The following is a 23,971-nucleotide window of genomic DNA, read 5'->3' as shown; positions in this document are numbered from 1 at the left end:
CCGGTCCGGCTACGCATCGCTCGCCTGCCTGGCCCGTTAGTAGCCAGGTCATCCTGTCCGCAGTACCGCCGACACCGGCTGGGATAGGGCTTGCCCGAAGGGAGGTACGGCTTGTCGTACTCCGCTTGATCCGTGACGGGTTGGCGTCACATGATGCGTGACACTCCGCCGAATGCTGGTGGACGCGACCACGGTTTCCTGTTGGAAGCGGAGAAGCGACATGGATTTCGCACTACCGGACAATCGGGTTCTGGGTTGGGCGGAGTACGGCGATCCGGCCGGTGTGCCCGTGGTGTACCTGCATGGCACGCCAGGTTCTCGGCTCAGCCGCCCAGAGGACGCGGCGTTGGTGGGCGTTCGCCTGATGACCGTGGACCGGCCTGGATACGGTCGGTCGACACCTGCGCGCCGGCCAACACTGCTCGGCGTCGCCGATGCGGTCGGTGCGCTGATGGCATCTCTGGGAATCGAGCGCTTCGGAGTGGTCGGGTTCTCCGGTGGCGCACCGTACGCGGTGGCCTGTGGTGCCCGGTTCCCGCAACGCCTTACCGGCGTCGTCGCCGCCGGTTTCACCGGCCCATACCGGGAGCTACGGACGGTACGCGGCTGGCAGCGGCTTCAAGCTTGGACGGTTCGCAACATCCCGGGACTCGGCCGCCCCTACGTGACTCGCGCTGCCGCCTGGTACGCCGAAGATCCCCTCAAACAGCACCGAGAACTGCTTGCGACTGGCCAGGACACCTGGATGCAGCCAAATGAGGAGTCCAACCTCGAAGGCGCCCGCCAAGGCGCCGCCGGCCTGGTCAGCGACTGGCTGGCCACAGACATTCGTCCGTGGGGATTCCACCTTCGAGACGTGCCCTGCCGCGTCCTCATCTGGGCTGGTCGACGCGATCCCGGCAGAGCTGTTGCCGACGCGCCACTGATCGCCGCACGGATGCCCGACGCCGAGGTCCGCATCAGCGAGAACGCCGCTCACACACCGTCTCCTGCCCACTGGCGGGAAATGCTGACCTGGGTCAAGGGTGGCTAGGAGCCGGCAGGCACACCGAGGGCGATAGGGCCGCCACCCCGCCAAGCGATGAACGAACTCGCGTCCGGCTACACCGCTCCAGGAGCCTCACACCAACGAGAAGCCGCAGGTGAGGCGGGTGCGGTTGAGCGCCGTTGCGTGCTGTTGGACGCAGTTCCACGCCGTTCAGTGCACCCGACTGCTCCCCACGTGCTCCCGATCCCCGGCACGCGACCGCAGCGTCGCCCGGCGCCTTAGCGACCCCGACAGCCTTGTCGAGCTGGCGCCCCGACCGGCACAACGCTCGGATCGACTGGTTCTGCGGCCTCCCGATCGAGGCGCACATCACCGCAACCGGGACTCCCTTCGCAATCGATGGCCCTTCCGGACCCGACGCACCCGTCCGAACGCCGGCCGACCTCACCGACGAGAGCCGGACGAGGCAGCAGTTCCCGAGACTCACGGCCAACCTCGACCACAATCCGTGGATCGAGCGCCCATGGGAACGCGCAGCCAACTGAACACCGCGCTCAATCAGCGGCAGTGAGCGGATGTCTGCGGTGGTGATCGCGCCGAAGCACGTCGCTGACAGACTTCGCTCTGCCCTCAGCCCCCGCCTCGCAAGCGGTGCGTACGTCCGCCGGTCTAGGGTCCCTTGGGTGGTCATGAGCGCGCAGGACGTTGTGGGCGTAATCGAGTCAGACCCGGGAGCAATGAGAGTCCTTCGGGCTACGGCCGACCTTGGATTACCGGACTGGTGGATCGGTGCCGGCTTCGTACGCAACCGCGTCTGGGACGCGATCAGCAACCTCCCGGTCTCGCCGGCGCGCGACGTGGATGTCGCCTACTTCGACCCGGAGAAGCTGGACCCACGCGAGGACGCACGCGCCGAAGCCCAAGCCATGGTGGCCCTGCCTGGGGTGCCGTGGGAGATTCGTAATCAAGCACGGATGCATCTGCGCAATGGCGACGAGCCCTACACGTCCGCCTTGGACGCGATATCGCGCTGGCCCGAAACGGCAACATGCGTCGCGGTTACTCTGCGGGGTGACTCTGTTCGCCTGGTGTCCTGCCATGGGCTGGCTGACCTTGTGGGAATGGTTGTCCGCCCCTCTCCAGCCTTCAACAACGCAGCGGGCCGCGCAAAGGTACAGCGCCGCGTGGAGGTCAAGGGATGGCTCGACCGATGGGCCGGACTGCGGCTGGAGATCTAGCAGTCCCAGTGGAAGCCCTCCCGCGGACTCGGCATCGCCAACCTGCTGATCATCCACCGCCTCTCCGATCTCGAGGCCGTCGGCGACCTTGGGGCAGAGCCACGCGCCACGGCGCGCGGCCTGCTCAGTGACTACTCGACCAAGATCATCTACCAACCGGAAGTCAGCGAAGCCCCGCACACGGCAAGAGAGCTCGGGCTATCGAGCGCTGAGCACAGGCAACTCCCGGATCGGCAACAAGGCGAAGGGCTCTGGCGCGTCGGGCAACGCGCCTTCGGCGTCCGGACGTCGCCACCGACGAGGAACTCGGACTCTTTAAACCAAGTGCGCGAATACCGGCCAAAGCTGCAAACTCGGTAGTCGCGGTCAGAGCCTCCCCGGGATGATGTCCCGAGGAGGCTCTGACCTCTGCTGGAGGGCTGGTTCGGCTATCTCATAGGCGCGGGTCCTCCTGGACCTTCAGGGCGTTGAGGATCGGGTCGCGCTCACCAGTCTCGCTGCGGAGCTCGACCTTCAGGTCGCCGCCGGTGTGCTTGACGGTGACCGTGTTCGCGTCCGCGGTCAGCGCACCCGCCTTCGCCTGTACGTCGTGGTCGTGGAGCACGGCCTTGCCGTCGACCAGCACATCGAAGGTACGCATGCCGGCCTTGACCTGCTCGATCTCCGCGAAGTCGAGGCCGATCTGGTACGTGCCGGCGGGCGCGTTCTTGAACACGTAGGCGAACGTCTTGCCGGTCCGCTGGGCGCGGAACAACGCGTCATCGTCGGTGCCGGCGATGTCCGCCTTGGTGGCGCGCACGACGCCTCCGACGTACCCCCACGCTCCTGAGCCCAGCGGCTGGTCGGGCGACCAGACGAAGCCGTCGGCACCCACGTGCCCGGACCCGCCCACGTCGACGCCCTTCCAGTAGGCCGAGGTCGCCAGACGGACCGGCGTGTACTGGGCCTCGCCCTTGCCGGCATTCGACGCCACGAGCACGTCACCGACAAGGACGCCGGGCTGGAACCCGGTGTTGTCGACGATCGCCGTGACCGTGGTGGACTCACCGACCGCGAGCTCGACCGTGCCGGTCGCGGCCTCACCCGTGAGCGTCAGCCACGGAAGGTCGGCAGCCTCGTGTCCGCCCTTGGTACGGAGTTGCTCGCTCAGCCGGACCTGCAGTGGCGCGGAGCCGGTGTTGGTCACGGTCACGTCGGCGCTGGCCGCCTCGTCGGAGCTGAGGAACCAGTCGAGGTCTGCTCCGGTGATGGTCGCGACGCCTGTGGTGAGCGCGGTGTCGACCACCTCGGCCTGGTCCTTCTTGGCGATGGTGACCGGGCGGCTGGCCGTGACGTAGTTCGGCGCCCAGATCTGCACGGTGTTCTCGCCGACCAGCGCCTGAGCCTTCCAGCGGCCCGCGGCGTCGGCCGTGATGACCCGGTCGCCAGTCGACGACTTCAGCGTGACGACCGCACCGGGGATCGGCTTGCTGTCGTTCGCGTCGGTGACGGTGCCCTCGATCGTGCCCGCGGCCGGGAGGGTGTACTGCAGCCCCAGGCCGGCCGTGAGGACAGGCTGGTTGAAGGAGTACTGGGTCGCGGGGTTGCGCTTGAGGCTCTCCACGCCGACCGTGGCCGACGACCCGCGGGTCACGGGCTTTTCGCCGCCGATCCCGTCGCCGTACCCGATCTGGATCCGTCCGTCCGCGATCAGGGTGACCGAGAAGCTCACGCGGGCCGTCCGGTCACTGTAGAAGGTGACGTTGCGCCACTCGATGACCTGCGCGGCCAGCCCGTCCACCTCGGTCGTGCCCAGGTAGATGCCTCCCTGGGCGTCGACGATGAGGTCGTCCCAGAGCGGATAGATCGCGTCGATCGGGCTCCGCGACGGCAGTGCCGTGTTGTTCCCCAGCGTGCTGGCGCGGTCGAAGACCAACGAGCCGTTGGTGTTTACGCACACGCCGTCCCAGGACGTGTCGTAGAAGGGGAAGCGGAAGCTGGAGTCGAACCACAGCACTCCGCAGAGGTCGTCGCCGATCCAGCCGGAGTTCTCGGTGCCCTGGCGGTAGAGCCCGCTGGTCACCTTCAACGAGTACGAGCGACCAGCGGGAGCCACCGGCACCTCGCCCGGCTTCGGCTCCTCGGGCACGGGCTCCTGCTCAACCTGGTCTGCGCGCGGGTCGAGCGTCACGCGCAGCGCGGCGATGCTCGGGGCGCGCAGGCCCTTCGAACCCCGCAGCTCCACGGTCAGCGGACCGCCCTCGTGTTTCACGACGGCAGTGCGCCAGTCGGCGGCGTTCGGCCCCACCGCCGCGGCCGCGTCGTAGGCGTACTCCGTCAGGGAGCCGTCCACAAGGACGTCGAACACCCGCTTCCCCTTGGCCACCTTCTCGATCTCTGCGAACCCGAGATCGATCGCGTAGGTGCCCTTGGGCGCGTCGGGGAACGTGTAGGTCAGGTCCTTGACCGGCGTGGTGCGCTGCGACTGGAACAGCTTGTCGTCCGTGGTGCCGTCGATCCCGGCCTGCGTGGAGGTGACCTTCGTCTTCCCGTCGTAGCCCCACGCCCCGTCGTCGGAGGCCTGGTCGGCGGACCAGGTGTAGCCAGAGCCGTCGGTGAACGAAGCCCCGCCGGCGTTGACGCCGACCTGGTACTTCGTGGTCGTGAGCGTCACCGGTACATAGGTCTTGGACTGCCGTCCGGAGTCGGACCTCACCACGATGTTCGCGCCGAGGACTCCTGGCTTGGCGTCCTTCGAGGAGACCGAGACCTTGACGGTCGTCGACTCACCCGGGGCCAGGGTGCCGCCGGTCGAGGAGAGCGACAGCCACGGCAGGTCGGTGAGCAGGTCGTCCTCGACGTCGACGAGCACGACGTCATCGGCGATCTGGTCGACGGCCCAGAGCGCGCCGGTCACGTCGGTGGCAAGGCCGCCGCCCTGTCGCGCCTTCATGCCTGGGAACCACCAGGCGTTGACGAGCTGACAGGTGCTGGGGTTGACCTGGATCAGCCGGGTCGGCCCGCTGCTGGCGAGATCGCTGTACCAGAGCGTGTTCGACGCGGGGTTGTAGGCCAGCCCCATCACCTCGGGCTTGGGCGCGGCGCAGTAGGAGAGGAACTCACCCGGGTTCTCCCACGAGGTGCCGGCGACGGTCCCGATGGAGCCGTTCTGGCGGCCGCCCACGTAGAAGACGTCGAGCGTCGGGTTGTAGGCGAGCCCGGTCAGCTGCACGGTGGACCACGTGCCCTTGATGACCCTGGTCTCCTTGCCGGTCTCCCGGTTGAAGCAGTGGATCACCGAGCGCGGGCTGTCCTCGATCTGGCACATGTCGCCGGTCCGAGTGTCGAGCTCCAGGTCGAACGCGCGGTAGGCGGGGTTCCAGGAGGCGTCGAAGACCTTGCCGGTCGGTTTGCCGGTCACCGTGTAGGCGGTGTTGGTCCTGGCGTCGTAGTCGTGGACCCAGACCTCGCCGTCGTACCCGACGCCGGCGGGCTCCTTCTCCTCGATCTTGCCCGGGATGGCGATCCGGGTGATGACGTCCCCGCCGGAGGTCGTGCCGATCTTGTCGGCGGCTCGCGCTGCAGCGGCATCGACCTTGGTGCTCGTGCCGTCGAAGGACGACGGCTGCATGCCCGTCGACGTCGTGTTCCAGGCGGTGAGGTCGATGGTGCTGTCGGCTCCCGTCCCGGTGCGCTCGGTGGCTCCGGCCGTGTCGAGCTCCGGGTGGCGCCCCGCCTCGCCCAGGTCGTACTTCAGCGGTGCCGAGCCGGTGTTGGTCAGCGTGAGCGTGCCGACGCCCTTCTGATCGGTGCCCAGCACCGCGTCGAGGCCGTCGGCCTTCAGGCCGGCGACACCCGTGGTCAGACGTGCGTCGATCTTGGCCTTCGCGTAGAGCTTGTCGAGGGAGAAGGGGTATGCCGCGGTCGTGTAGTTCGGCGCGTCGACCGTCATGGTGTAGTCGCCGACCGGAAGCTGGCGATGCACGATGCCCGTCCCGTTGGTCGTGACGGCCTCGACGAGCCCATTCTTGTTCGTGAAAGAGACCTTGGCCCCGGCCACCGGCTGCCCGTCGTTCTGGTCGACGACGGTCGCGTCGAGGTACCCGAAGTCAGGCAGGTCGTAGGTGACGATCATCCCGTCGTGCAGCACCGGGGCGTTGTCGGAGAACCGGATACCGTCGACGCCGGCCCAGCCCTGTATGCCGGTGATGGCGCGGGTGCCGGCGGTCACCGGGTCGTCGGTGCCGATGCCGTGGCCGTACCCGAAGATCACGGTGCCGGAGCGGGTGAGGGTGGCCGAGAAGCTGACCGGCTGCGTGTACTCCGACCGGATCGGGTAGGCCCAGACCCGGACATCGCGGAACTCGACGACGAAGGCGTCCTCGCCGTTGACCTTGGTCGCCGCCGTGTAGACGCCACCGCCCGTGGTCTGGACGGGGGTCTGGACATAGAACGGGAAGGCGCCGGCACCGCCGGTGCCGGGACCGGTGGAGGCGTCCGGGGAGATCACGCCGCGCAGGCTGATATTCAGGGTGTCGTGGCTCCCGTTGTAGAGCGCGACCGGGAACGGCAGCTTCACCGTGGCCCAGACGCCGCTCGGGAACGCGACCGGGTCGGTGCCGCGCAGGTACTCGCCTTCGGAGACGGAGCAGGTGTAGCCGCCCTCGTCGACGACGAGCGCGACCGGGATCTCGGGCGACTCGTTCTGCGCGCCGACGGTCAGCGGGACGGTCGTGGGCGAGAAGCAGGCGTTGGGCTTGATGTTCAGCGTGTACCCGCCCTCGGGGACAGCGGCGATCGTGAATGCGCCGTTGGCATCCGTGCGTACCGCGGCCAGCGGCGTGTCCTTGACGGCGACGTCGGCGTTCGGGACGGGCTGCTTCTTGTCGTCGACGACCCTGCCGCTGATGTCGTGGCGCGCCGCGGCGGTGAGGGGAACCTCGAGCGAGGTGTTCCGGCCGAGGGTGATCGTGGCGCTCGCGGTCGCGGTCAGGTAGCCGAAGACCTTGGTGCTGATCTGGTAGTCGCCGACCGGAAGGTTCATCGAGAACCGGCCGTCCTTGTCGGTCCCGATCGACCGGCTGAACGGTCCGCTGATCGTCACCTCGGCGGCGGGGACCGGGGCACCGTTGGCGGTGACGATCCCGGTCAGGGTGCCGCCCTGGCGCGGCGCGAGCTCGAGCAGGCGGACGAGGTCGAGCCGGCCCTCGCCGTACTTGTTGTTGAAGGCGGCGGTGCCGCCGCACTCGGTGTCGTCGACGTCGACGGCGGACTCGGCGAGCAGGCGGCGGGTCTCCTCGACCTGCCCGATCAGGGTCGGGTCATAGCTCCACAGCGCCGCGACGGCGCCGGCGACGTGGGGGGCCGCCATCGAGGTGCCGGACATCTCGGTGTAGCTGTTGTTCGGGTAGGACGACCGGACGGTCACGCCGGGGGCGGAGATCTCGGGCTTGATCCGGCCGCCTTCACCCTCGCCCTTGCGGGAGAACGACGCGAGCGTGCCGTTCGACGCGTAGGCGCCGACGGAGTAGGCAGTCTCAGCGGAGCCGGGCGAGGAGACAGTGTCGCAGGCCGCGTACGGCGAGGTGTTGCCCGATGACCAGACGCTGAAGATGCCCGCGGCGCTCCAGGCCTCGTCGATGGCCTGGAAGAAGTCGTCGAAGTTGTGCTCCGCACTCTGGCCCCACGAGTTGTTGATGACGTGGGGGCGCTTGGAGACGTCCGGGTTGTTTCCGTGGACGTCGGTCGGGGCGAGCAGCCACCAGCCGGACTCGAGCAGCGATTCGGGGCCGTTCGACGCGCAGCACCCGTTCGTCGCGATCCACTGCGCGTCCGGGGCGACGCCGACGTGGTTGGTGCCGTCGTCACCGACCATGGTGCCCATGGTGTGCGTGCCGTGTCCGTTGTCGTCGCACGGCGCGCCCGCGCACGTGCCCCGGGTGGCCATCCAGTTGTAGTCGTGGTTGAACGTGCCGTCGCCCTTGTTGCCGCGGTAGGAGTCCACCAGCGCCGGATGGTCGAACTGGACACCTGAGTCGAGGTTGGACACGGTGATGCCCGCACCGGTGGCGCCCATGGCCCAGGCTTGGGGGGCGTGGATGGCGTCCAGACCCCACGAGACGGTGTCCGCCTCGGCGGCGGCCGCCGGGGCTGCGGGGCGGATGGCCTGGTCAGCCGGGCTCTTCTCGTCCACGGGCTCGACCAGCGCGACCTGCGGCGTCGCGTGGATCTCGGCGACCTGCCGCACCGAGGCCACGTCGAGGGCGAGTTTCTCGGTGCCGCCCTTGACGAGCACAGCGTTGGCGATCGGGTAGGAGGTGTATTTGACGCCTGCCCCGTCGAGTTCGGTGGAGACGGATGCCACGGAGTCCTTCGCCGCTGCGGTCAGCGCGTCGTAGACGAACTGACCGCGAGTGGTCCAATCGGCGATCTTCTTCGCCGGCGCGAGGTCGGCCTTGGTGTCGAACGTGATCCAGAAGTCGGAGACCGGCTCCGTGTGGAAGCGGTCCTTCAGGTCCGGCGCGATCTTGCTGGCGGCCGCACCGGGATCCGGCTCAGCGGCCGACGCCGCCGATGGTGGCGGGATCATGCTCAGGCCGACCGCTACGGCCACCGAAGCGACGAGGGCTTTGGGTCTCATGTGGGGGGTCCTCCGACCTACAGGGGTTGGTAGGGGTCGTGGCTCTTGTGGTCGCCGGCATCGCCGGCATCGCCGGCATCGCCGGCATCGCCGGCATCGCGGGCGTCGCGGCCATCGCCAGCGTCGCGGAAGTCGCGGGCGCTGACGCGCGGCCCGCGCGACAGCTCGAGTGGTGGCTGGTGCTCGCTGACGGAGTCGTCACGCGCGATAGGTCGCTCAGGCATGCACTGCCCTATGTCCATGGATCATGGAGCCATGCTCGGGGGGACGAGCGACCTTAGCTATCCAGCGGATACGTCAATTTTCACGACGGGCCGTCGAGGGAATCCTCTTCTGCGAACACTCCGGCCTCTACCGCCTTGACCGCGAGCGCGGTCCGGGAGGACACCTTCAACTTGCGCATCGCCGCACGCAGCTGTTGATCCACCGTGGCCGGCGACTTGGCCAGAATCCGGCTGATCTCCCGGTTCGTCTTGCCGGCGACAACCAGTCGGACCACGTCGAGCTCACGAGGTGAGAGCCGGTCGCCGTACCCCCGTCGACCGCCGCGCCACAATCGCGGAACCTCGGCGCCGTGTTCGCGAAGCCGCTGTGCGACACGGTCTGCATCGCCGCGGGCTCCGAGCCTGAACAGTTGCTCGTACTGTGCGGCCAGCAGCTCACGGCCCTGTTCGATCTGACCTTGCGCCATGAGCGCCTCGGCTTGACGCTCGCGGGCGAGCATGGCCTCGTAGGGGCGCGGCAACGCGCTCCAGGCGCGCGCCGCCCGGTCGTATGCCGTCGCCGCGCGAGCGTGGTCTCCGGCTGCGGCGACCAGCAGGGCACGGCATACGGTGAGCGCCGCGCGAGGCGCAGGCGCCGTACGGCCACGCAGTCCTCTGGCGAACTGGTCGCCCAGGCGTGTCGCGGCCTCAAGGTCGCCCGCGGCGAGGTGCGCCTCGATCCGGGCGGGGACGAGGTCCGTCGCCCAGACCCAGATGCCTTTTCTCCGGACTGTGTCCAGCGGCTCGTTCGTGATCTGCAGCGCCCGGCCGCTGTTTCCGTCCGTCAGCCACAGTCTGGCCAGCGCAGCGGCGGCCTCCATCGTGTCGTCCGCTGCGCCGAGACGGGCAGACTCCTCGAGGACCAGCCGGAACTGCTCCTCCGCAGCGCGCCGCCGTCCGGCCGCGGCTGCCAGCCGGGCCGCGAGCCGAATGCTGCCGAGGTAGAGCGCCGGCCGGTCTCGGTCGGCATCGGCGAGTGCCGCGCTTCGCTCCGCGAGACCCTCCCACCGGCCGGTGAGCCACGCCAGGTTGGCCTGTTCGAGTCGGACGTTGTATTGCAACCGGGACGCCTGCTCGGCCTCGGCAAGGCGCATGGCCACGACAAGATGTGCCTCCGCCTCGGCGTACCGGCCCCAGATCAGTGCGCCGGTCCCGACATTTGCGTGGATGCGGGCCACGTCGAGACGCTCCGCCGAGGTCGCACCGTCGATGGGCAGGTCGGCGACGACGTCCCAGGCCTCCTCTTCGCCGAGCATGAGCAACGCAGCGGCACGGTTGCCGGCCAGGTTCAGCCGCTCTGCGGGTGAATCGAATTCGGCGGTGAGCTCAGCGGCGCGATCCAGCCAACGCCGATGAGTCGATGCCGGCCACGGTCCCGCATAGGCCCATCCAAGATAGGTCATCGCCCGAGCCGCCTCGACCGGATCATGGTCGAGGTTGGCCACCGCCTGCTCGAGCTCGCTGAGTGCGGCCTGCGCCTCACCCCCGGTGATCAGGAGCCGACCCAGGGGGTTGCGGATCTCGGCCTGCTGGCGTGCGGAGAGACCGGGGGTCTCCAGCACCGAGCGCAAGGTACGAATCACGCGGTGGTAGACCTCGTCGACCGGTTCACGACGGCCCAGTGCGGCTACTCCGGCGATGCGCGCGACTCGTGCCCGATCCGACGGCGGCAGCTCGGACCACGACAACAGATCGACCAGCAAGGCGACCGCCTTGGTGTGGTCACCCGAGGCCATGGCCAGCTCGGCGCCCTGCTCGGCGTACCGCGCCCAGGACTCCGTCTCGCCCGCCTCACGGAAGTGGCGGGCAAGGCGTGCGACAGGCGGCGGATGGATGTCCTCCAACGCCCGGCCGGCCAGCAGGTGGAAGTGTCTGCGATCGGTCAACGGGATCGCTTCGTAGACAGCCGTGGCGGCCAGCACATGCCGGAATCGCCACTGGCCGCGGTCGTCTCCGTCCAGGACGCCGGCATCGGCCGCCTCCGCGATAGCGCCTCGACACGCATCGGGTGACAGACCGGCGGTCACCGCGATCGTGGCCACCGATGACCGCTCAGCCAACGTCGCCGCAGCTCGCAACACCTGCTGCGCCGTCGCCGACAGACGGCCCACCCGCTCCCGGGTGGAGTCGCGTACCGTTGGCGGCACCTGCAGCTCGCGCAGCTTCAGCCGGACCCACTGCCCGTCGCGGAAGACAAGGTCGGCACGGTCGCACATGAGGCGAACCGACTCCTCCAGCGCCAGCGGAACGCCACCGGTCCGCTCGTGCATGAACGTCGTGAACTCCTGCGATATCGGGTTGCCGTCCAGCATCGAGGACACCAGCGCTGCCGTGTCGTTGGGTCGCATCGGCGCCAGGGCGATCCTCAGCTGGGTCACGCCAGCAGGCAGCCGGGACGTCAGCCGCAGCAACAGCGATCCGGCGTCCACCTCCTCCGGCCGATAGGATATCACGAGGCTTGGCCCGTCCGACTGCTGTCGGGAGGTGACGAACAGCAGGAACTCCAAGGTCACCTCGTCGGCCCAGTGAGCGTCCTCGAGCACGAGAACGTCGACCCGCAGAGCCCGGAGCATCTCGTCCAGGGCGCGGAACAGGCGATGCCGTGCCGCCTTCGCATCGCCCAAGGGCTCCAATGCGGGCGGCAGGTCCGAGGACCATTCAGGGAACAGGGGCCGTAACGCACCCGCAAGATCGGTGAGCCGCAATCGCGACGCCGGCCGGTCGATCCCACGGAACGCGTCGACGATCGGCCCCAACGTCAGCGACTCTCGAAGCGGTGGGCACACCGAGACCAGGGCAGTGCGCTGGTGCGGCGTGGCCAACCACTCTCGCAGCAGTCGGCTCTTCCCGATCCCCGCCTCGCCCTCTACCAGCACGATCGCCGGTGGCCGGGCCAAGGCGCCCCGGAGCGCCGCCATCTCCCGATCACGACCCACGAAATCCGGCGTAGAAACCGTCGGTGAAGTCCCGTCGGGCGAGGGGTCGAGCATGCGTGATGATCTCGCTTTTCGCTGCTCGGGCGCAAGTACCATCGCGGCGACTCGCGTTGCGGGATCCTCAGCCGAAGTGAGCGATGTCCATCGATGATGGTGACGGCGCACTGCGCCCAGGGTGACCCTCTGGAGACGTGAGGTCAACGGTCATCGGGATATGGCTCTGGCTCGAACTTCGGATGCTGTTGGTGATCTTGGTTGCGTGATCGGTCTGAGCGCGTCGTTGCTCGAGCCGGAGGCACCTCGATGCTGGAATAGCGCGATGTCGATGGGCCGTGGTTCGGGTTCGGTTGTTCCGGTGGAGACGGCACGGGTGGCGTGGCGTTGGTGTCGGTGTTGCAGTACGCGGAGAACCTCACCGATCGGCAGGCGGCTCGGGCGGTGGCGTGCAGGATCGACTGGAAGTACGCATTGGGGATGGAGCTGACCGAGCCCGGGTTCGATCATTCGGTGCTCAGTGAGTTCCGGGACCGGCTTGCCGAGGGTGACCGTGCTGATCGGCTTCTTGGGGTGATGGTCGATCGGCTGGCGGAGGCGGGGCTGGTGCGGGCTCGGGGCTGGCAGCGTACGGACTCCACGCATGTGCTCGCGGCGGTGCGTCGGCTCAGTCGGGTGGAGCTGGTCGCGGAGACGATGCGCGCCGCGCTGGAGGCCCTGGCCAAGCTGGACGAGGTGTGGCTGGCGAGCGTCATGCCGACGGACTGGGTCGAGCGTTACGGCCGATCGGCGCGTCACGAGCGTCAGCCGACTGGTGCGGCTGCGATACGGCAGTACGTCGAACAGGTCGGCGCTGACGGCATCGCCTTGCTGCGGGCAGTCTACGGCTCGACGGCGCCCGCGGCCGGGCCGGGTGTGGGCGCCGTCGAGGTGCTGCGTCAGGTCTGGGTCCAGCAGTACTGGTATGACGAGTCCGGACAACTGCGGTGGCGGGAAGCGAAATTGTCCCGAGCTCGCAAGAGCCGGGAGGGCACCACGCGGCGGCGTTCCAGCGGCACGATGGCCGATGACGATGCGGAGCCCGCTCGAGTGCCGTGGTCTCGCGTGGAGGTCGTGTCGCCGCATGATCCGCAGGCGCGGTTCAGCCACAAGCCGGGCAAGGTCGAATGGGTTGGCTACAAGGATCACCAGACCGAGACCTGTGACGAGGAGCGACCGAACCTGATCGTGCACGTCGTGACAACCTCGGCGCCGGAGCAGGACGTCAACGTCGTCGAGGCGATCCATACCGCGCTGGCCGAGCAGCGCATCACGCCGGCGGAGCACCTCCTCGACAGCGGCTACGTCACGCCCGAAACGGTGCACCGGGCGTCGACCGCTCACGGGATAACCGTTGTCGGGCCGGTCCGCCAGGACCCGCGCGCCGTCGAACGGCCCGGCTTCGCCAAGGAAGACTTCCACGTCGACTGGCAGGCCGAAACCATGACGTGTCCGCAAGGAACGGTCAGCCCGCGGTGGAAACCTACGATGGCGGACGGTAAGCCGCGACTGTCGGTGCTATTCCGGCGGGCGGACTGCCGCAACTGCACGGTCAGGCAGCAATGTACCGGCAACGTGGACGGCAAAGGTCGACACCTGCTCCTACTACCCGAACCGCTGCAGAAGATCCAAACCCGGGCTCGATCGCAACAGCAGACCCTCGAGTGGAAACGGCGCTACGCCCTCCGCGCCGGGTGCGAGGCCACCGTCTCAGAAACCGTCCACGCGCACGGCCTACGCCGCTGCCGGTACCGCGGGCTCGCAAAGACCCACGTCCAACACGTCCTCACCGCCGCCGGCACCAACATTGTCCGACTCGCTCAACACCGGCCCAACCAACGCCGACGACCACGAAGCCGTCTGCAAGAACTCTTCCGCTCAGCGACTGACGACTGACGACTGACACCAAGATCACCAACAGCATCAACTTCGTGATCCCTGCGCCGGAAGACTATTCGGCGAGGATGACGCGGCGCGTGATCGCCAAGGTGGTGGAGAGTGCCACCGGCCGGGCCACGTTCCCCGAGGTCAGGATCGCGAGCCGGTTGCCAATGCTCCCAATTCAAGGGACAAAACGCGAAGCCCGTTACAGGTGGTTCCGGCGACGGGCTCGCTACCTGCGAATACTTACGGTGGGCGATACTGGGATCGAACCAGTGACCTCTTCGGTGTGAACGTCGATCTCGCCTGTCGCCAGTTCACAGCCGATACCACGTGATGTCGTCGCGCGCCCTCCAGCCGCCGCCGGAGGTCGCCCCGTGATGGATGACGCCAGCCCTCTTGCTGACTTCTTACTGACACAGCGATCGAGGGCTCTGGCCACGACCGGCTTAGGCAATGCTGCTGCCAGACGCTGGCACCCCGGTGGGGAACCGGGCTGCCCGGCGGATCACCGTCGGTGGCACGACACAGGCTTGTCGCGCGATTCTTATCCAACGACCGCCAAGAAATCCGAGTAGAACAGGCCCAGGCCGACCGCCACGCAGACGCCGGCCACGATCCAAAACCGGACCACAATATTGACCTCGCTCCATCCGGCCAACTCGAAGTGGTGGTGCAACGGCACCATCCGGAAGACACGTCTACCGGTGGTCCGGAACGAGACGATCTGGATCACCCAGGTCGTCGTGATGATGACGAAGAGCCCGCCGATCATGATCGAAAGCAGCGTGGTGCGGGTTGCCACCGCGAGCCCGCCGATCAGGCCGCCGAGCCCGAGCGAGCCCACGTCACCCATGAAGATCCGCGCCGGGGACGTGTTCCACCACAGGAAGCCCACGCAGGCGGCGGCCGCCGCCGCCGCGATCATGGCGATCTCCAGGGGGTCCCGGACCTGGTAGCAGTAGTCGTTCACGCGGGCGTACGCGTCGTCGGCGCACCAGTGCCGGTACTGCCAGAAGCCGATCAGCGCGTACGCGCCGAGCACCAGGATCGACGCGCCGGTGGCCAGGCCGTCGAGGCCGTCGGTGAGGTTCACGCCGTTCGACATCGCCATGATCACGAAGACGAAGACCATGACCGCGCCGACCTTGCCGACGTTCAGCCAGCTGATGTCGCGGATGAGCGAGATGTGCTCGCTGGCCACGGTCTGGCCGTTGGTGCTCGGCACGTAGAGCGCGGCGATGCCGAACCCGCCGCCGACGATCGCCTGGCCGAGCAGCTTGCCTTTGGCGGACAGTCCGTCGGAGTTGCGCCGGCGCACCTTGAGGAAGTCGTCGAAGAAGCCGACCGCGCCGCAGAAGACGAACAGCCCGAGCAGCACCAGGGCCGTCATGGTCGGCCCCTCCTGTGCGATCTGCCGCTCGGGCAGGGTGGTCAGGGCAAGGTGCCCGGCGACGTAGGCGAAGACGGTCGCCACGATGAAGACGACGCCGCCCATCGTGGGCGTGCCCTTCTTGCCCTGGTTGCTGGCGAGCCCGATGGATCGGATCGGCTGGCCGGCCTTGAGCGCGGTGAAGACGCGAATCGCCACCGGTGTGCCGAACAGGGAGATGATGAACGCGACCGCGGCCGCGACGATGACCGCCCTCACGGGCGAAGCTCCACGAGATCCGGATTTCTCACGGCGTCCCCACCGAGCTTCCAGATCAGCGTCTGACGTATCGACCTGAGCTGGCCGTGCAGATAGTCCTTAGCGAAATCATCGATCACGAGACACGAGCTTGCCATCCGACGGCGAGCGGAGCAGCCCTGGACCTCACAGCGCCGTGGTTCGTAACTCGTTGACACGAATCCGATTCTCCGGGCGGCCGTCCGCGACCGGCTGATCGGCGCCAATCCGTGCGAGGGCGTGAAGGTGCCATCGCGGCGGAAGAAGGACACCGATGGACATGTCCTGACCCGCGCTGACCTGATCGGCCGACTCCTACCGGCGGTCCCGGATCGATACCGTGCCCTGGTCGCGTTGGCCGGCGGTACCGGCCTGCGGTGGGGCGAGTGCACTGAGCTCCGCTGGGAATCGCTCGACCTGACCACGAAGACGGTGGAGGTCGTCCGGGTCGCCGTCGAGGTTGCGGGCACGGTCACGATCGAGCCCTACCCGAAGTCACGGGCGGATCGGCGTACCGTCCCGGTGCCGGACTTCGCGGTTGACCTGCTGGCGGCGCATCCAGTGTTCGATCATCTCGCGTATGCCGTCGATCGGGCCCCATCTTCGACTGCCAAGACCAAGCGATCAATACTCACGGTCACATCACCCCCAGGACTTCGGCACCTCCCAGACGGTCGGTTGGAAGGTGCTTTGATCTGCACCCTCAGCCTCCCCGACGGGGCGGTTGACCAGGGGTAGCGGTAGCTCTCTGTGCCGGGCGGTCCGCGCAAGCTCCGTTGTTGCCTGACGAACCGAACGGGCACGCGTCGGACACGCGATGGCTGCCGTCAGGTGCGGGTCTACCGTTGCCGCCGCGTTGTGAGGTCGCGCCGCAAGAGTTCGAGGAAGTAGGCGCAAGCCTCACCCTCTGTCCGGAAGACTCGGAGGCTGCCCTTCACCCCGCGTTCGGAGTAATACACCTCCCAACCCGCCGGGCCGAGGTCGAGCACGTAGCATTCGTTGGCTCCGATGCCGCCGGGCAGCCGGTAGCTGTCGGGCGCGAAGCCCTCACGTGGAAGGACGATCTCCAAGTCTGCTCGCGTCAGGTCGTCCACGAACTCATCATGCCCAACGTCCGACTAACCAGATAGTTGGCCCTGCCCAGACCTCTTCGGTATGAACGCCGTTGCGTCGCATTGCCTGCTGCCATCGGCTGTCGTCCCGTGTGGTTCAGCTCGGCTACCACCCCGTCTGCTGTCGTCACGTCTCGCCTTGAGCGGGCACGATCGATGCCTTCTCGCTGCTTTCAGCCGCTCTCGATTCTCGAGTAGGTGCATCACTCCGCTGCTGGCAGGGTCGGGTGGTCGGTGGGATAGACGCCGATCGCGAACCCGTACATGGTTTCGCCGGACCTCGGCATCCGGTCGAACTCATCAACCAGTTCCGCCATCCGCTCCCAGAACTGAGAGGCCTGATCCTCCGAGATCCGCGCATGCCGGATGAAACCCCAAAGCTTTCCCTGCTCGAACGCCTTCGCGGACTCGCGTGCAGCCACCTCGAAGTCGTTGAAGTCGACCGGCATCTGTTCGCCAGCAGGTGATGGCTCCGCTGCCACGTAGAACATGCGCGCGGTGCGCCCGTAGAAGCGCTCCTCGATCGCCCGCACCTTCCGCGTGCGCACCACCTGGAGCAGGCCGTTGCGGGTGAGCACGTCCACGTGGTGCGCGACCGTGCTCTTGGGGCGCTCGACCGCCTCCGCTAACTCGGTCACGGTCGCGGCCCGCTCGTGGAGGAGCTGCAGGATCGCGGTGCGGAGCGGGTGGCCGATGGCCTTCACCTGGTCCGGTCTGGTCAGCGCCATCCGATCGGCTAGCTCGTAGTCGGGGGGGTTGTCGGCCATGGCATAACAGACTAGCATCGCGGAACGTTCCAGAAATCTCGATCGTTCGCAAGGAGTTCAACGCCGTGACCGACGTGCTGCTGTACCACCACATCCAAGGCCTGACCGACGGGGTCCGGAGCTTCGCCGACAGCCTGCGACAGGCCGGGCACACCGTGCACACGCCGGACCTGTTCGACGGCCGCACGTTCGGCAGCATCGAGGAGGGTTTCGGATTCGCACGCGATACGGGGTTCGACGCGATCCGGGAGCGCGGCATCGCCGCAGCCGACGAACTCGGCCCCGAACTGGTCTACGGCGGATTCTCCTTCGGCGTGACGATCGCCCAGCGGCTCGCGCAGACCCGGCCCGGTGCCCGCGGGGCACTGCTCATGTACTCCTGCCTCCCGGTCGCGGAATTCGGAGAGGCGTGGCCCGAGGGCGTGCCGGTGCAGATCCACGGCAAGGAGGGCGACGAGTTCTTCGACGAGGACCTGCCGGCCGCACGCGAGCTCGCCGGCTCCACGGCGAACGCCGAGCTGTTCGTCTATCCCGGCGACCAGCACCTCTTCGCCGACTCCTCGCTCGACGCGTACGACCCGGAGGCGTCCGCGCTGCTCATGGAGCGGGTGCGGACATTCCTCGCCTCCGTCTGACCGGCGTGGCCTAACTAGCTGACCATTGGTCGTCGTTGGTCCACGATCAGCCTCCGGCGGCTTGGTGACGGCTTGGACCTGGTCCTCGTCGACCCACCCGGAGCCGGCGCACCCGGGCCTCCACCGCTGCCCTCCTTCCGGCCCGCTGCTGTCGGCAGCAAGGCCCGGCGCCCTACGGCAACTGCAGTTCGGTGATGGTTTCCCAAACGGCCCATGGGAAGACCGCCAACAGCAGCAGGCCACTGCCGTAGAGCCTCCACATGCTCACCGGGTGGCTGTCGCGGCGCAAGGATCGCACATCCCACAGATTCAGCAAGAACACCGAAGCGATGAACGCGACCGCGATCCACACCCAAAGTAGGGACTCGTCCATGGCCTGCGATTGTTCCGTCGGTTGCGCTCCAGAGCCAGCTCTGTCACTTGCCGGAGCCTCCGAGCGGTGACGGGAACACGCACTGTCAGCTTGGGAATCGGTTGAGTCGCGGCCCCGGGCCTGGTGCTGGAGGGTCATGGACGCACGGGCAACACGGCCAGGCTCTGCAACGGACCTCCGCTGGCCGGTGTTGACCGCTGTATCGGGCACGGATCGGGCACGGGCTCAGGTGGGGCTGAGGCTTGAACCCCTTGTGACGTTTTGTACCCATTGTCACCCCAGTTGTGCCGGATCTGTGCCCGCTGATCTTGCGCGGGGTCCTACGCTCGGACCTACCCGGATGCATTACGCCTTTTCGTTCGCGCCAACCCCTCCGACACCACGATATGGAGAGCAAGGTTCAAGAACGGAAGGCCATAGAGGATCAGCTCCTGAGCGCCGGAGAATTCGCCCACTTCAGTAGACAGGAACCCAACGAACGAAGCCCATGGCTGCCCTAAGACAATGAGGCCAAGTGCAGCCAGGTTTAAACCTATAATCGCCGGCCCGGAAGTCACGGCGAATGGTTCAGTTGCCAAGGAAACTGCCAGTAACGCCAAAATCAGACTAAAATGTGCAAGCACCCAACGCCGTTTCGAAAGCAGCAACATGATCAGAGTCTAACGACAGAGGCCAAGCAACCCCTGCCTTGCAAAGGCGGCTCCACACAGTTGATGCTTGCTGATCAATGCCGACGACTGGTGTTGTCGTCCGGGACTTTGCTGTCCCGTACCAACGGTTGACGGCTGTTGTCGCGCGTCTCGCTGACTTCCTGCTGATTGACGACCGTCAGGGGTCGGCCCGACGGGCACCCTCGTCCAGCCCTGCTCGCCTCGCCCGGTACGATCGCGAGCTTGTTCGCACTGCAGGGAGCCCATGATATCCGCGTGCGGCCGCCCCGGCAGTTCCCTTGCTGAGAGTAGGTTTCGTCAATGGCATGCCGTATCAGTGAGCTCGTGCTCAAGTGCCGCGACCCCGAGGTGCTGGCGCGGTTCTGGTGCGAGATCCTGGACTTCATAGTGCTCGATCGCGAAGAGGGGGTCTACATCGAGATAGGCCCGCGCGAAGGGTTCGGCGGCCCGCAGCCGACGATCTTCCTCATCCGCAACGACGAGCCGAAGAACGGGCATGCCCGGCTGCACATCGACGTCAACCCCACCGACCGCGATCAGGACGCCGAGCTCGAGCGCCTCCTGGCCGCCGGGGCCAAACTCGTCGACATCGGTCAGCCTGCGGATGCGTCCTGGCACGTCCTCGCCGATCCAGAAGGCAACGAGTTCTGCCTGCTCAAGCGCCGCCTCGACCCACTCTGACGGCCCTTGCCCAAACGATCGGCGCAGCCGCCACCCCGCAGCCGCCGACAAGATCTGGCGACCCCATCAATAGCTGGGAGGCCGGGTGGATGCTCGACCCGCCCCGTGTCGCATGCGTGTTGGTGAGGCATTGACCCAGCCAGCGGAACCTCGCCATCCCGTCGCCGTCGACCCGCCCTTGTGGGAGCGGGCCGCCGTCGGGGCCGCCACGTCAAGACGGCCTTGACGCACGGACGGACGCTGGCGGTCCCGGCGGCGGTCTGCTCGGCTCGCCCCGGGTCGTCGGCGGTGGGATGGCGCTACCGCAACCACCCACGGACCGCGACCCGCCGACGGAGCCCCGGCCATCCTGGAGCCGGAGCGCCCCCGCCGGAGGCGCACTAGCCGCAACCCCGCGACCGCCGCCAGCTCGCCGACGCGGCCGGCGTGCGCTCCCTTACGCCGCGCGGGCACGTGGCCGCGCGGCCCGGCCGGCTGCCGGCCCACCCCTCACTCGTCAACGATCTGTCGTTCTGCGGCGGCCCACCGGACTTCCCACTGTCCGCGCCAGCCGCCGGGCATCCGGCGTGACGGCCGCAGAGCGACAGCGGCAGCGGCCGGCGCGCGCCCAGGCGGCGGCGCGTGCGGCCCGTCAAGGGCCGCCTTGAAGACATACAGAAACTTTGAACCAACTCGCCGGCAGCCGCCTGTCCGACTCCGGATGATGCGTTACAGGTTGGCTTCACATGATGCGTGACACTCCGCAGAGTGCTGGTGGAGTTGAACGTGACCGAGCAGCGGTATCGCGCAGTGCTGGAAGTTCAGGCCGGGGTGCCGGTTACCGAGGTCGCCGAACGGTTCGGCGTGTCGCGGCAGGCGGTGCACCGCTGGTTGGGCTGGTATCGCGATGAGGGCCTGGACGGGTTGGCGGATCGCTCTCATCGCCCGCATGCCCATCCGGCACAGACCAGCCCGGAGGTCGAAGCGGCGATCTGCGAACTGCGCCGTGGGCATCCGCGGTGGGGTCAGCGCCGGCTGCAGTTCGAGTTGGGACGCCTCGGCTGTCCTGGTCCGGTGCCGTCGCTGAGCACCATCTACCGGGTCCTGGTACGACACGGGCTCATTGACCCGGTCCCTCGTCGACGTCGGCGGGAGGATTACCGGCGTTGGGAACGGGATCGGCCGATGGAGCTGTGGCAGTTGGACATCGTCGGCGGAATCAAGCTGGCCGGCGGCGCCGAAGCCAAGGTCGTCACCGGCGTGGACGACCACTCCCGGTTCTGCGTCATCGCCACCGTGGTCCGGCGGGCCACCGGCCGGGCCGTCTGCCTGGCCTTCGCCGAAGCGCTGCAACAGTTCGGGATCCCCGAGGAAGTGCTGACCGATAACGGCAAGCAGTTCACCGGCCGGTTCAGCCGGCCCCGCCCGGCCGAGGTGATGTTCGAACGGATCTGCCGGGAGAACGGCATCGTGGCCCGCAACACCAAACCCCGCACCCCGACAACCACAGGCAAGGTCGAGCGGTTCCACCAGACCCTGCAACGCGAACTCCTCGACGACATCGAGGTCTGGCCCGACCTGGAGGCCGTGCAGACCGCCGTAGACGCCTTCCGCGCCGAGTACAACACCAACCGGCCTCACCAGTCCCTGGACATGGCGTTCCCAGCCGACCGGTTCACCGTCCACCCCACCCACGGGCAACTGCCGCTGCGGCTGCCGCCCGCCCTGGCGCCCGCCGTGCCCGCACCCCGCCCCGCACCGCCGGCTGAGTCGCAGGACCCGCCGGCCCTGCCCGCCCCGCTGGTGCTGTCAGCCAACGGCGTCGACCCGGTCAACCTGGCCGTCGAGATCACCCGCACCGTTCCCGCCTCCGGCAACCTCGCCGTCTGCGGGCAACAGTTCTGGCTCGGCCCAGCCCGGGCCGGACTCACGATCCGGCTTTGGGCCGACACCACCGTGGTCCACCTGCTCCTCGACGGCGTCCGACTCAAGACCGTGCCCTCCCGCCTCACCCCCACCCACCTGCATCAACTCCTCGCCGACGGCGGCCACCCCGCCGGGCCGCCCCCGGTCACCGCCGGCCCGATCAAACCCGGAGCTCCCGTCGAGGTCGACCGGCTCGTCAACCCCATCGGCCTGGTCAGCCTCGCCGGACGGCAACATCCCATCGGCTACCACCTCGCCGGCCGACGCGTCACCATCCGCCTCGACCGCGGCGTCCTGCACCTGCTCGACACCGACCGGACCCTGCTACGCAGCCTGCCCAACCCGCTCACCCCACAAGAGCAGGCCCGCATCCGAGACGCCCGCCCCGCCGGACCAGCACCGCAACCATCCCCAACACCACTACGGGTCGAACGACGCGTCAGCAGCCGCGGCGTCCTCGTCATCGCCGGTCAGAAAATCCACGTCGGCATCGGCCACGCTGGTCGAACCGTCACCGTCGAAGACGCCGATACCACCTTCCGCGTCCACGACGGCGACCAGCTCCTCACGGAAGTGCCTCGCACGACCACCAAGCCCATCGCGCGGTTCAAGGTCCGAAAGCCCGAACCTCCACGGCAGCCTCGGATAGCCTGCACCGACCGCGACGACAACGGAGCCCGAGCATGAAGCTGTCGCCCGGAGCCACCGGCTTCAACCCACCACCCGACGACCAAGCGGACCTCAGGTCCTTCACCGCCGTCTGCCACCAGGCCGCCCGCACCATCGGCGCGACCGTCACCGGCGTCACTCCTGCTGGCGTCACGCCGAACTTCCACACGATCGACATCACCCACGCTCAGCACCACATCGCGGTGCTGCGGCATTCCGCTCTGCCGTTCATCGCCTTCGCCCGTCCCCAAGCCAGCGGCGACGTCACCATCGCCTTCGTCGACCATCCTGGCCTCGTCGACGGCATCACCAACCTGACCGACGCCCAGGTCCTCACCGTCGAGCAGCTACGAACCCCGCTGTCACAGGTCGACCTGAGCGCTCTCGACGCCGAGGAACACGACCAGATCAGCTACTGGAAGCCGACCACCGTCGGCGAGCTGCTGTTCAACCTCTGGGACTGAAGACCAGTAGCCTTGAACCAGGAACATCCCAAGATCGTCTAGCCGGATGTGTAACGGATCATCTGAAGGCAATCCGTCACGCATCAAGTGGAGCCCGACATCGCCGGCAGCCGCCGGCAGCCGGCGGCCTGTGGTCGGCACAGCGAGGCTCCCGAAGGCCCCCGGGCGTGGTTTAGGGTCACGCCCGTGAATGGGAAGCATACCCGACGGTGGGCGCTGGTGCTCGTGCCGCTGCTCCTGGTGGCCTCCGGCGTCTTCGTCCTGCGGTGGCTGTCAGTGCCCAACCCCCGGAAGCTGCCCAAGCAATTCCGGGAGCAGCTCGCATCGCGGGTGGTGGACGCAATCAAGCACGACCCGACCTTTGACGCGCAGCCAGGCAGCGAGCCAGATGATCGATGGCCGGTCTGCGCCGCCTCGGTGTTCGGGGTGGCGCCGGACTCGGCTGACACCGTTGACGAGGTCCGCACGATCTACACGCACGTGTTCTGCAAGTACCTGAGCGAGGCAGATGTAGCGAAGGGACCTGATGCCGACCTCAGCTCGCTCGGCGGCGTGTCGATGCCGATCGCCGTGCAGCTGGGACCGCCTGTCACCTATCAAAAACCGAAAGACGGGGAAGGCGTGTACCCGGACAGCATCCGGCGAATCTTTCCGAAACCCCTCCAAGCCGCTGCCTTCGCCGGACCTGAACCGTCAATTGGCGACGCGCTAGACGAACGCATCATGCGCCTTCTGTCCTCGCCGGTACCCTCGCCCTCCCACTCCTGACACCCACCATCCGACATCAATCCGTCGCGCATCAAGTGGAGCCCGACATAGCCGGCAGCCGGGCGCGACTTGTACGTGGGCCGAACGAGCATCATCCGATTCTGCTCGTCAACGAAGAGCGCGCCCGCTGCCACCTTCGGAGTGGCCTGCGGACGCGCGGTGCTGTCTTGGCTGGTCACATTCTCGGACTCTACGGATCTAGGCCCAACGCCGTTCAGTTAGGGCGGGTTGGGAGCTGTCAAGGGTCGGGACTGATGATGTCGATGCTTGTGGTGGCTTTGTAGCTGCGTCGGTCGATG

General features: G+C 67.7%; 17 protein-coding genes. 9 read left to right on the top strand and 8 right to left on the bottom strand.

Annotation, left to right across the window (positions count from 1 at the left end; genetic code table 11):
* Positions 1-172 precede the first annotated feature (172 nt).
* Both ABZ783_RS31805 and ABZ783_RS31800 read left to right on the top strand, forming a co-directional pair.
* On the top strand, positions 173-1,033 hold the full coding sequence (locus tag ABZ783_RS31805; RefSeq protein ID WP_357444870.1) for an alpha/beta hydrolase: 861 nt from the start codon (positions 173-175) through the stop codon (positions 1,031-1,033).
* 644 nt (positions 1,034-1,677) lie between these two features.
* Positions 1,678-2,226 carry a nucleotidyltransferase family protein gene (locus ABZ783_RS31800; RefSeq protein ID WP_357444867.1) on the top strand — a complete coding sequence of 183 codons (549 nt, stop codon included), beginning with the start codon at positions 1,678-1,680 and terminating at the stop codon, positions 2,224-2,226.
* A 433-nt stretch (positions 2,227-2,659) separates the two neighbouring features.
* Here the strand turns inward: ABZ783_RS31800 and ABZ783_RS31795 are convergent, their stop codons facing one another.
* The 3 genes from ABZ783_RS31795 to ABZ783_RS31785 all read right to left on the bottom strand — a co-directional run bounded on the left by ABZ783_RS31795 (position 2,660) and on the right by ABZ783_RS31785 (position 12,098).
* The gene (locus tag ABZ783_RS31795) at positions 2,660-8,845 is read right to left on the bottom strand and encodes a S8 family serine peptidase (protein WP_357444864.1); all 6,186 of its coding nucleotides are present in this window, start codon (positions 8,843-8,845) and stop codon (positions 2,660-2,662) included.
* Positions 8,846-8,862: 17 nt separating this feature from the next.
* Positions 8,863-9,069 (bottom strand): hypothetical protein, encoded by a 207-nt coding sequence (locus ABZ783_RS31790; RefSeq protein WP_357444861.1) that lies wholly within the window; start codon positions 9,067-9,069, stop codon positions 8,863-8,865.
* A gap of 80 nt (positions 9,070-9,149) precedes the next feature.
* On the bottom strand, positions 9,150-12,098 hold the full coding sequence (locus ABZ783_RS31785) for an AAA family ATPase (RefSeq protein ID WP_357444858.1): 2,949 nt from the start codon (positions 12,096-12,098) through the stop codon (positions 9,150-9,152).
* 330 nt (positions 12,099-12,428) lie between these two features.
* Here ABZ783_RS31785 and ABZ783_RS31780 point away from each other — a divergent pair, with 330 nt between their 5' ends.
* Positions 12,429-13,973 carry an IS1182 family transposase gene (locus ABZ783_RS31780; protein WP_357444855.1) on the top strand — a complete coding sequence of 515 codons (1,545 nt, stop codon included), beginning with the start codon at positions 12,429-12,431 and terminating at the stop codon, positions 13,971-13,973.
* A gap of 532 nt (positions 13,974-14,505) precedes the next feature.
* Here ABZ783_RS31780 and mraY read toward each other — a convergent pair.
* Positions 14,506-15,609: a phospho-N-acetylmuramoyl-pentapeptide-transferase gene (gene mraY / locus ABZ783_RS31775; protein ID WP_357444852.1), complete on the bottom strand. Its 1,104-nt coding sequence runs from the start codon at positions 15,607-15,609 to the stop codon at positions 14,506-14,508.
* Between the two features lie 258 nt (positions 15,610-15,867).
* On the opposite strand from mraY, the gene ABZ783_RS31770 reads away from it, so the two are divergent.
* Positions 15,868-16,365 (top strand): tyrosine-type recombinase/integrase, encoded by a 498-nt coding sequence (locus tag ABZ783_RS31770; protein WP_357444849.1) that lies wholly within the window; start codon positions 15,868-15,870, stop codon positions 16,363-16,365.
* A 101-nt stretch (positions 16,366-16,466) separates the two neighbouring features.
* On the opposite strand, the gene ABZ783_RS31765 is transcribed toward ABZ783_RS31770, so the two are convergent.
* On the bottom strand, positions 16,467-16,721 hold the full coding sequence (locus tag ABZ783_RS31765) for a hypothetical protein (RefSeq protein ID WP_357444846.1): 255 nt from the start codon (positions 16,719-16,721) through the stop codon (positions 16,467-16,469).
* Positions 16,722-16,942: 221 nt separating this feature from the next.
* Positions 16,943-17,506: a winged helix-turn-helix domain-containing protein gene (locus ABZ783_RS31760; RefSeq protein ID WP_357444843.1), complete on the bottom strand. Its 564-nt coding sequence runs from the start codon at positions 17,504-17,506 to the stop codon at positions 16,943-16,945.
* Between the two features lie 65 nt (positions 17,507-17,571).
* On the opposite strand from ABZ783_RS31760, the gene ABZ783_RS31755 reads away from it, so the two are divergent.
* Positions 17,572-18,141 (top strand): dienelactone hydrolase family protein, encoded by a 570-nt coding sequence (locus tag ABZ783_RS31755; RefSeq protein ID WP_357444840.1) that lies wholly within the window; start codon positions 17,572-17,574, stop codon positions 18,139-18,141.
* Between the two features lie 172 nt (positions 18,142-18,313).
* Here the strand turns inward: ABZ783_RS31755 and ABZ783_RS31750 are convergent, their stop codons facing one another.
* Positions 18,314-18,514: a hypothetical protein gene (locus tag ABZ783_RS31750; RefSeq protein WP_357444837.1), complete on the bottom strand. Its 201-nt coding sequence runs from the start codon at positions 18,512-18,514 to the stop codon at positions 18,314-18,316.
* A gap of 332 nt (positions 18,515-18,846) precedes the next feature.
* Positions 18,847-19,164 (bottom strand): hypothetical protein, encoded by a 318-nt coding sequence (locus ABZ783_RS31745; protein WP_357444834.1) that lies wholly within the window; start codon positions 19,162-19,164, stop codon positions 18,847-18,849.
* A 321-nt stretch (positions 19,165-19,485) separates the two neighbouring features.
* Between ABZ783_RS31745 and ABZ783_RS31740 the strand changes: the two genes are divergently transcribed.
* From ABZ783_RS31740 to ABZ783_RS31725, 4 genes are all read left to right on the top strand, one after another.
* Positions 19,486-19,866 (top strand): VOC family protein, encoded by a 381-nt coding sequence (locus ABZ783_RS31740; protein ID WP_357444831.1) that lies wholly within the window; start codon positions 19,486-19,488, stop codon positions 19,864-19,866.
* Between the two features lie 759 nt (positions 19,867-20,625).
* Entirely contained in the window at positions 20,626-22,458 is a 1,833-nt protein-coding gene (locus ABZ783_RS31735) for an IS481 family transposase (RefSeq protein WP_357444953.1), read from the top strand.
* Positions 22,455-22,904: a hypothetical protein gene (locus tag ABZ783_RS31730; RefSeq protein WP_357444828.1), complete on the top strand. Its 450-nt coding sequence runs from the start codon at positions 22,455-22,457 to the stop codon at positions 22,902-22,904. Before ABZ783_RS31735 ends, ABZ783_RS31730 begins: the two co-directional genes overlap by 4 nt.
* 219 nt (positions 22,905-23,123) lie before the next feature.
* Positions 23,124-23,672, top strand: coding sequence for a hypothetical protein (locus tag ABZ783_RS31725; RefSeq protein ID WP_357444825.1), 549 nt, complete (start codon positions 23,124-23,126; stop codon positions 23,670-23,672).
* Positions 23,673-23,971 lie beyond the last annotated feature (299 nt).

This window comes from Micromonospora sp. NPDC047738 (assembly GCF_040642675.1).
Classification (GTDB): Bacteria; Actinomycetota; Actinomycetes; order Mycobacteriales; family Micromonosporaceae; genus Micromonospora.
The sequence above is the reverse complement of the archived record's forward strand: the minus strand, read 5'-3'. Positions and strand labels throughout refer to the sequence as shown.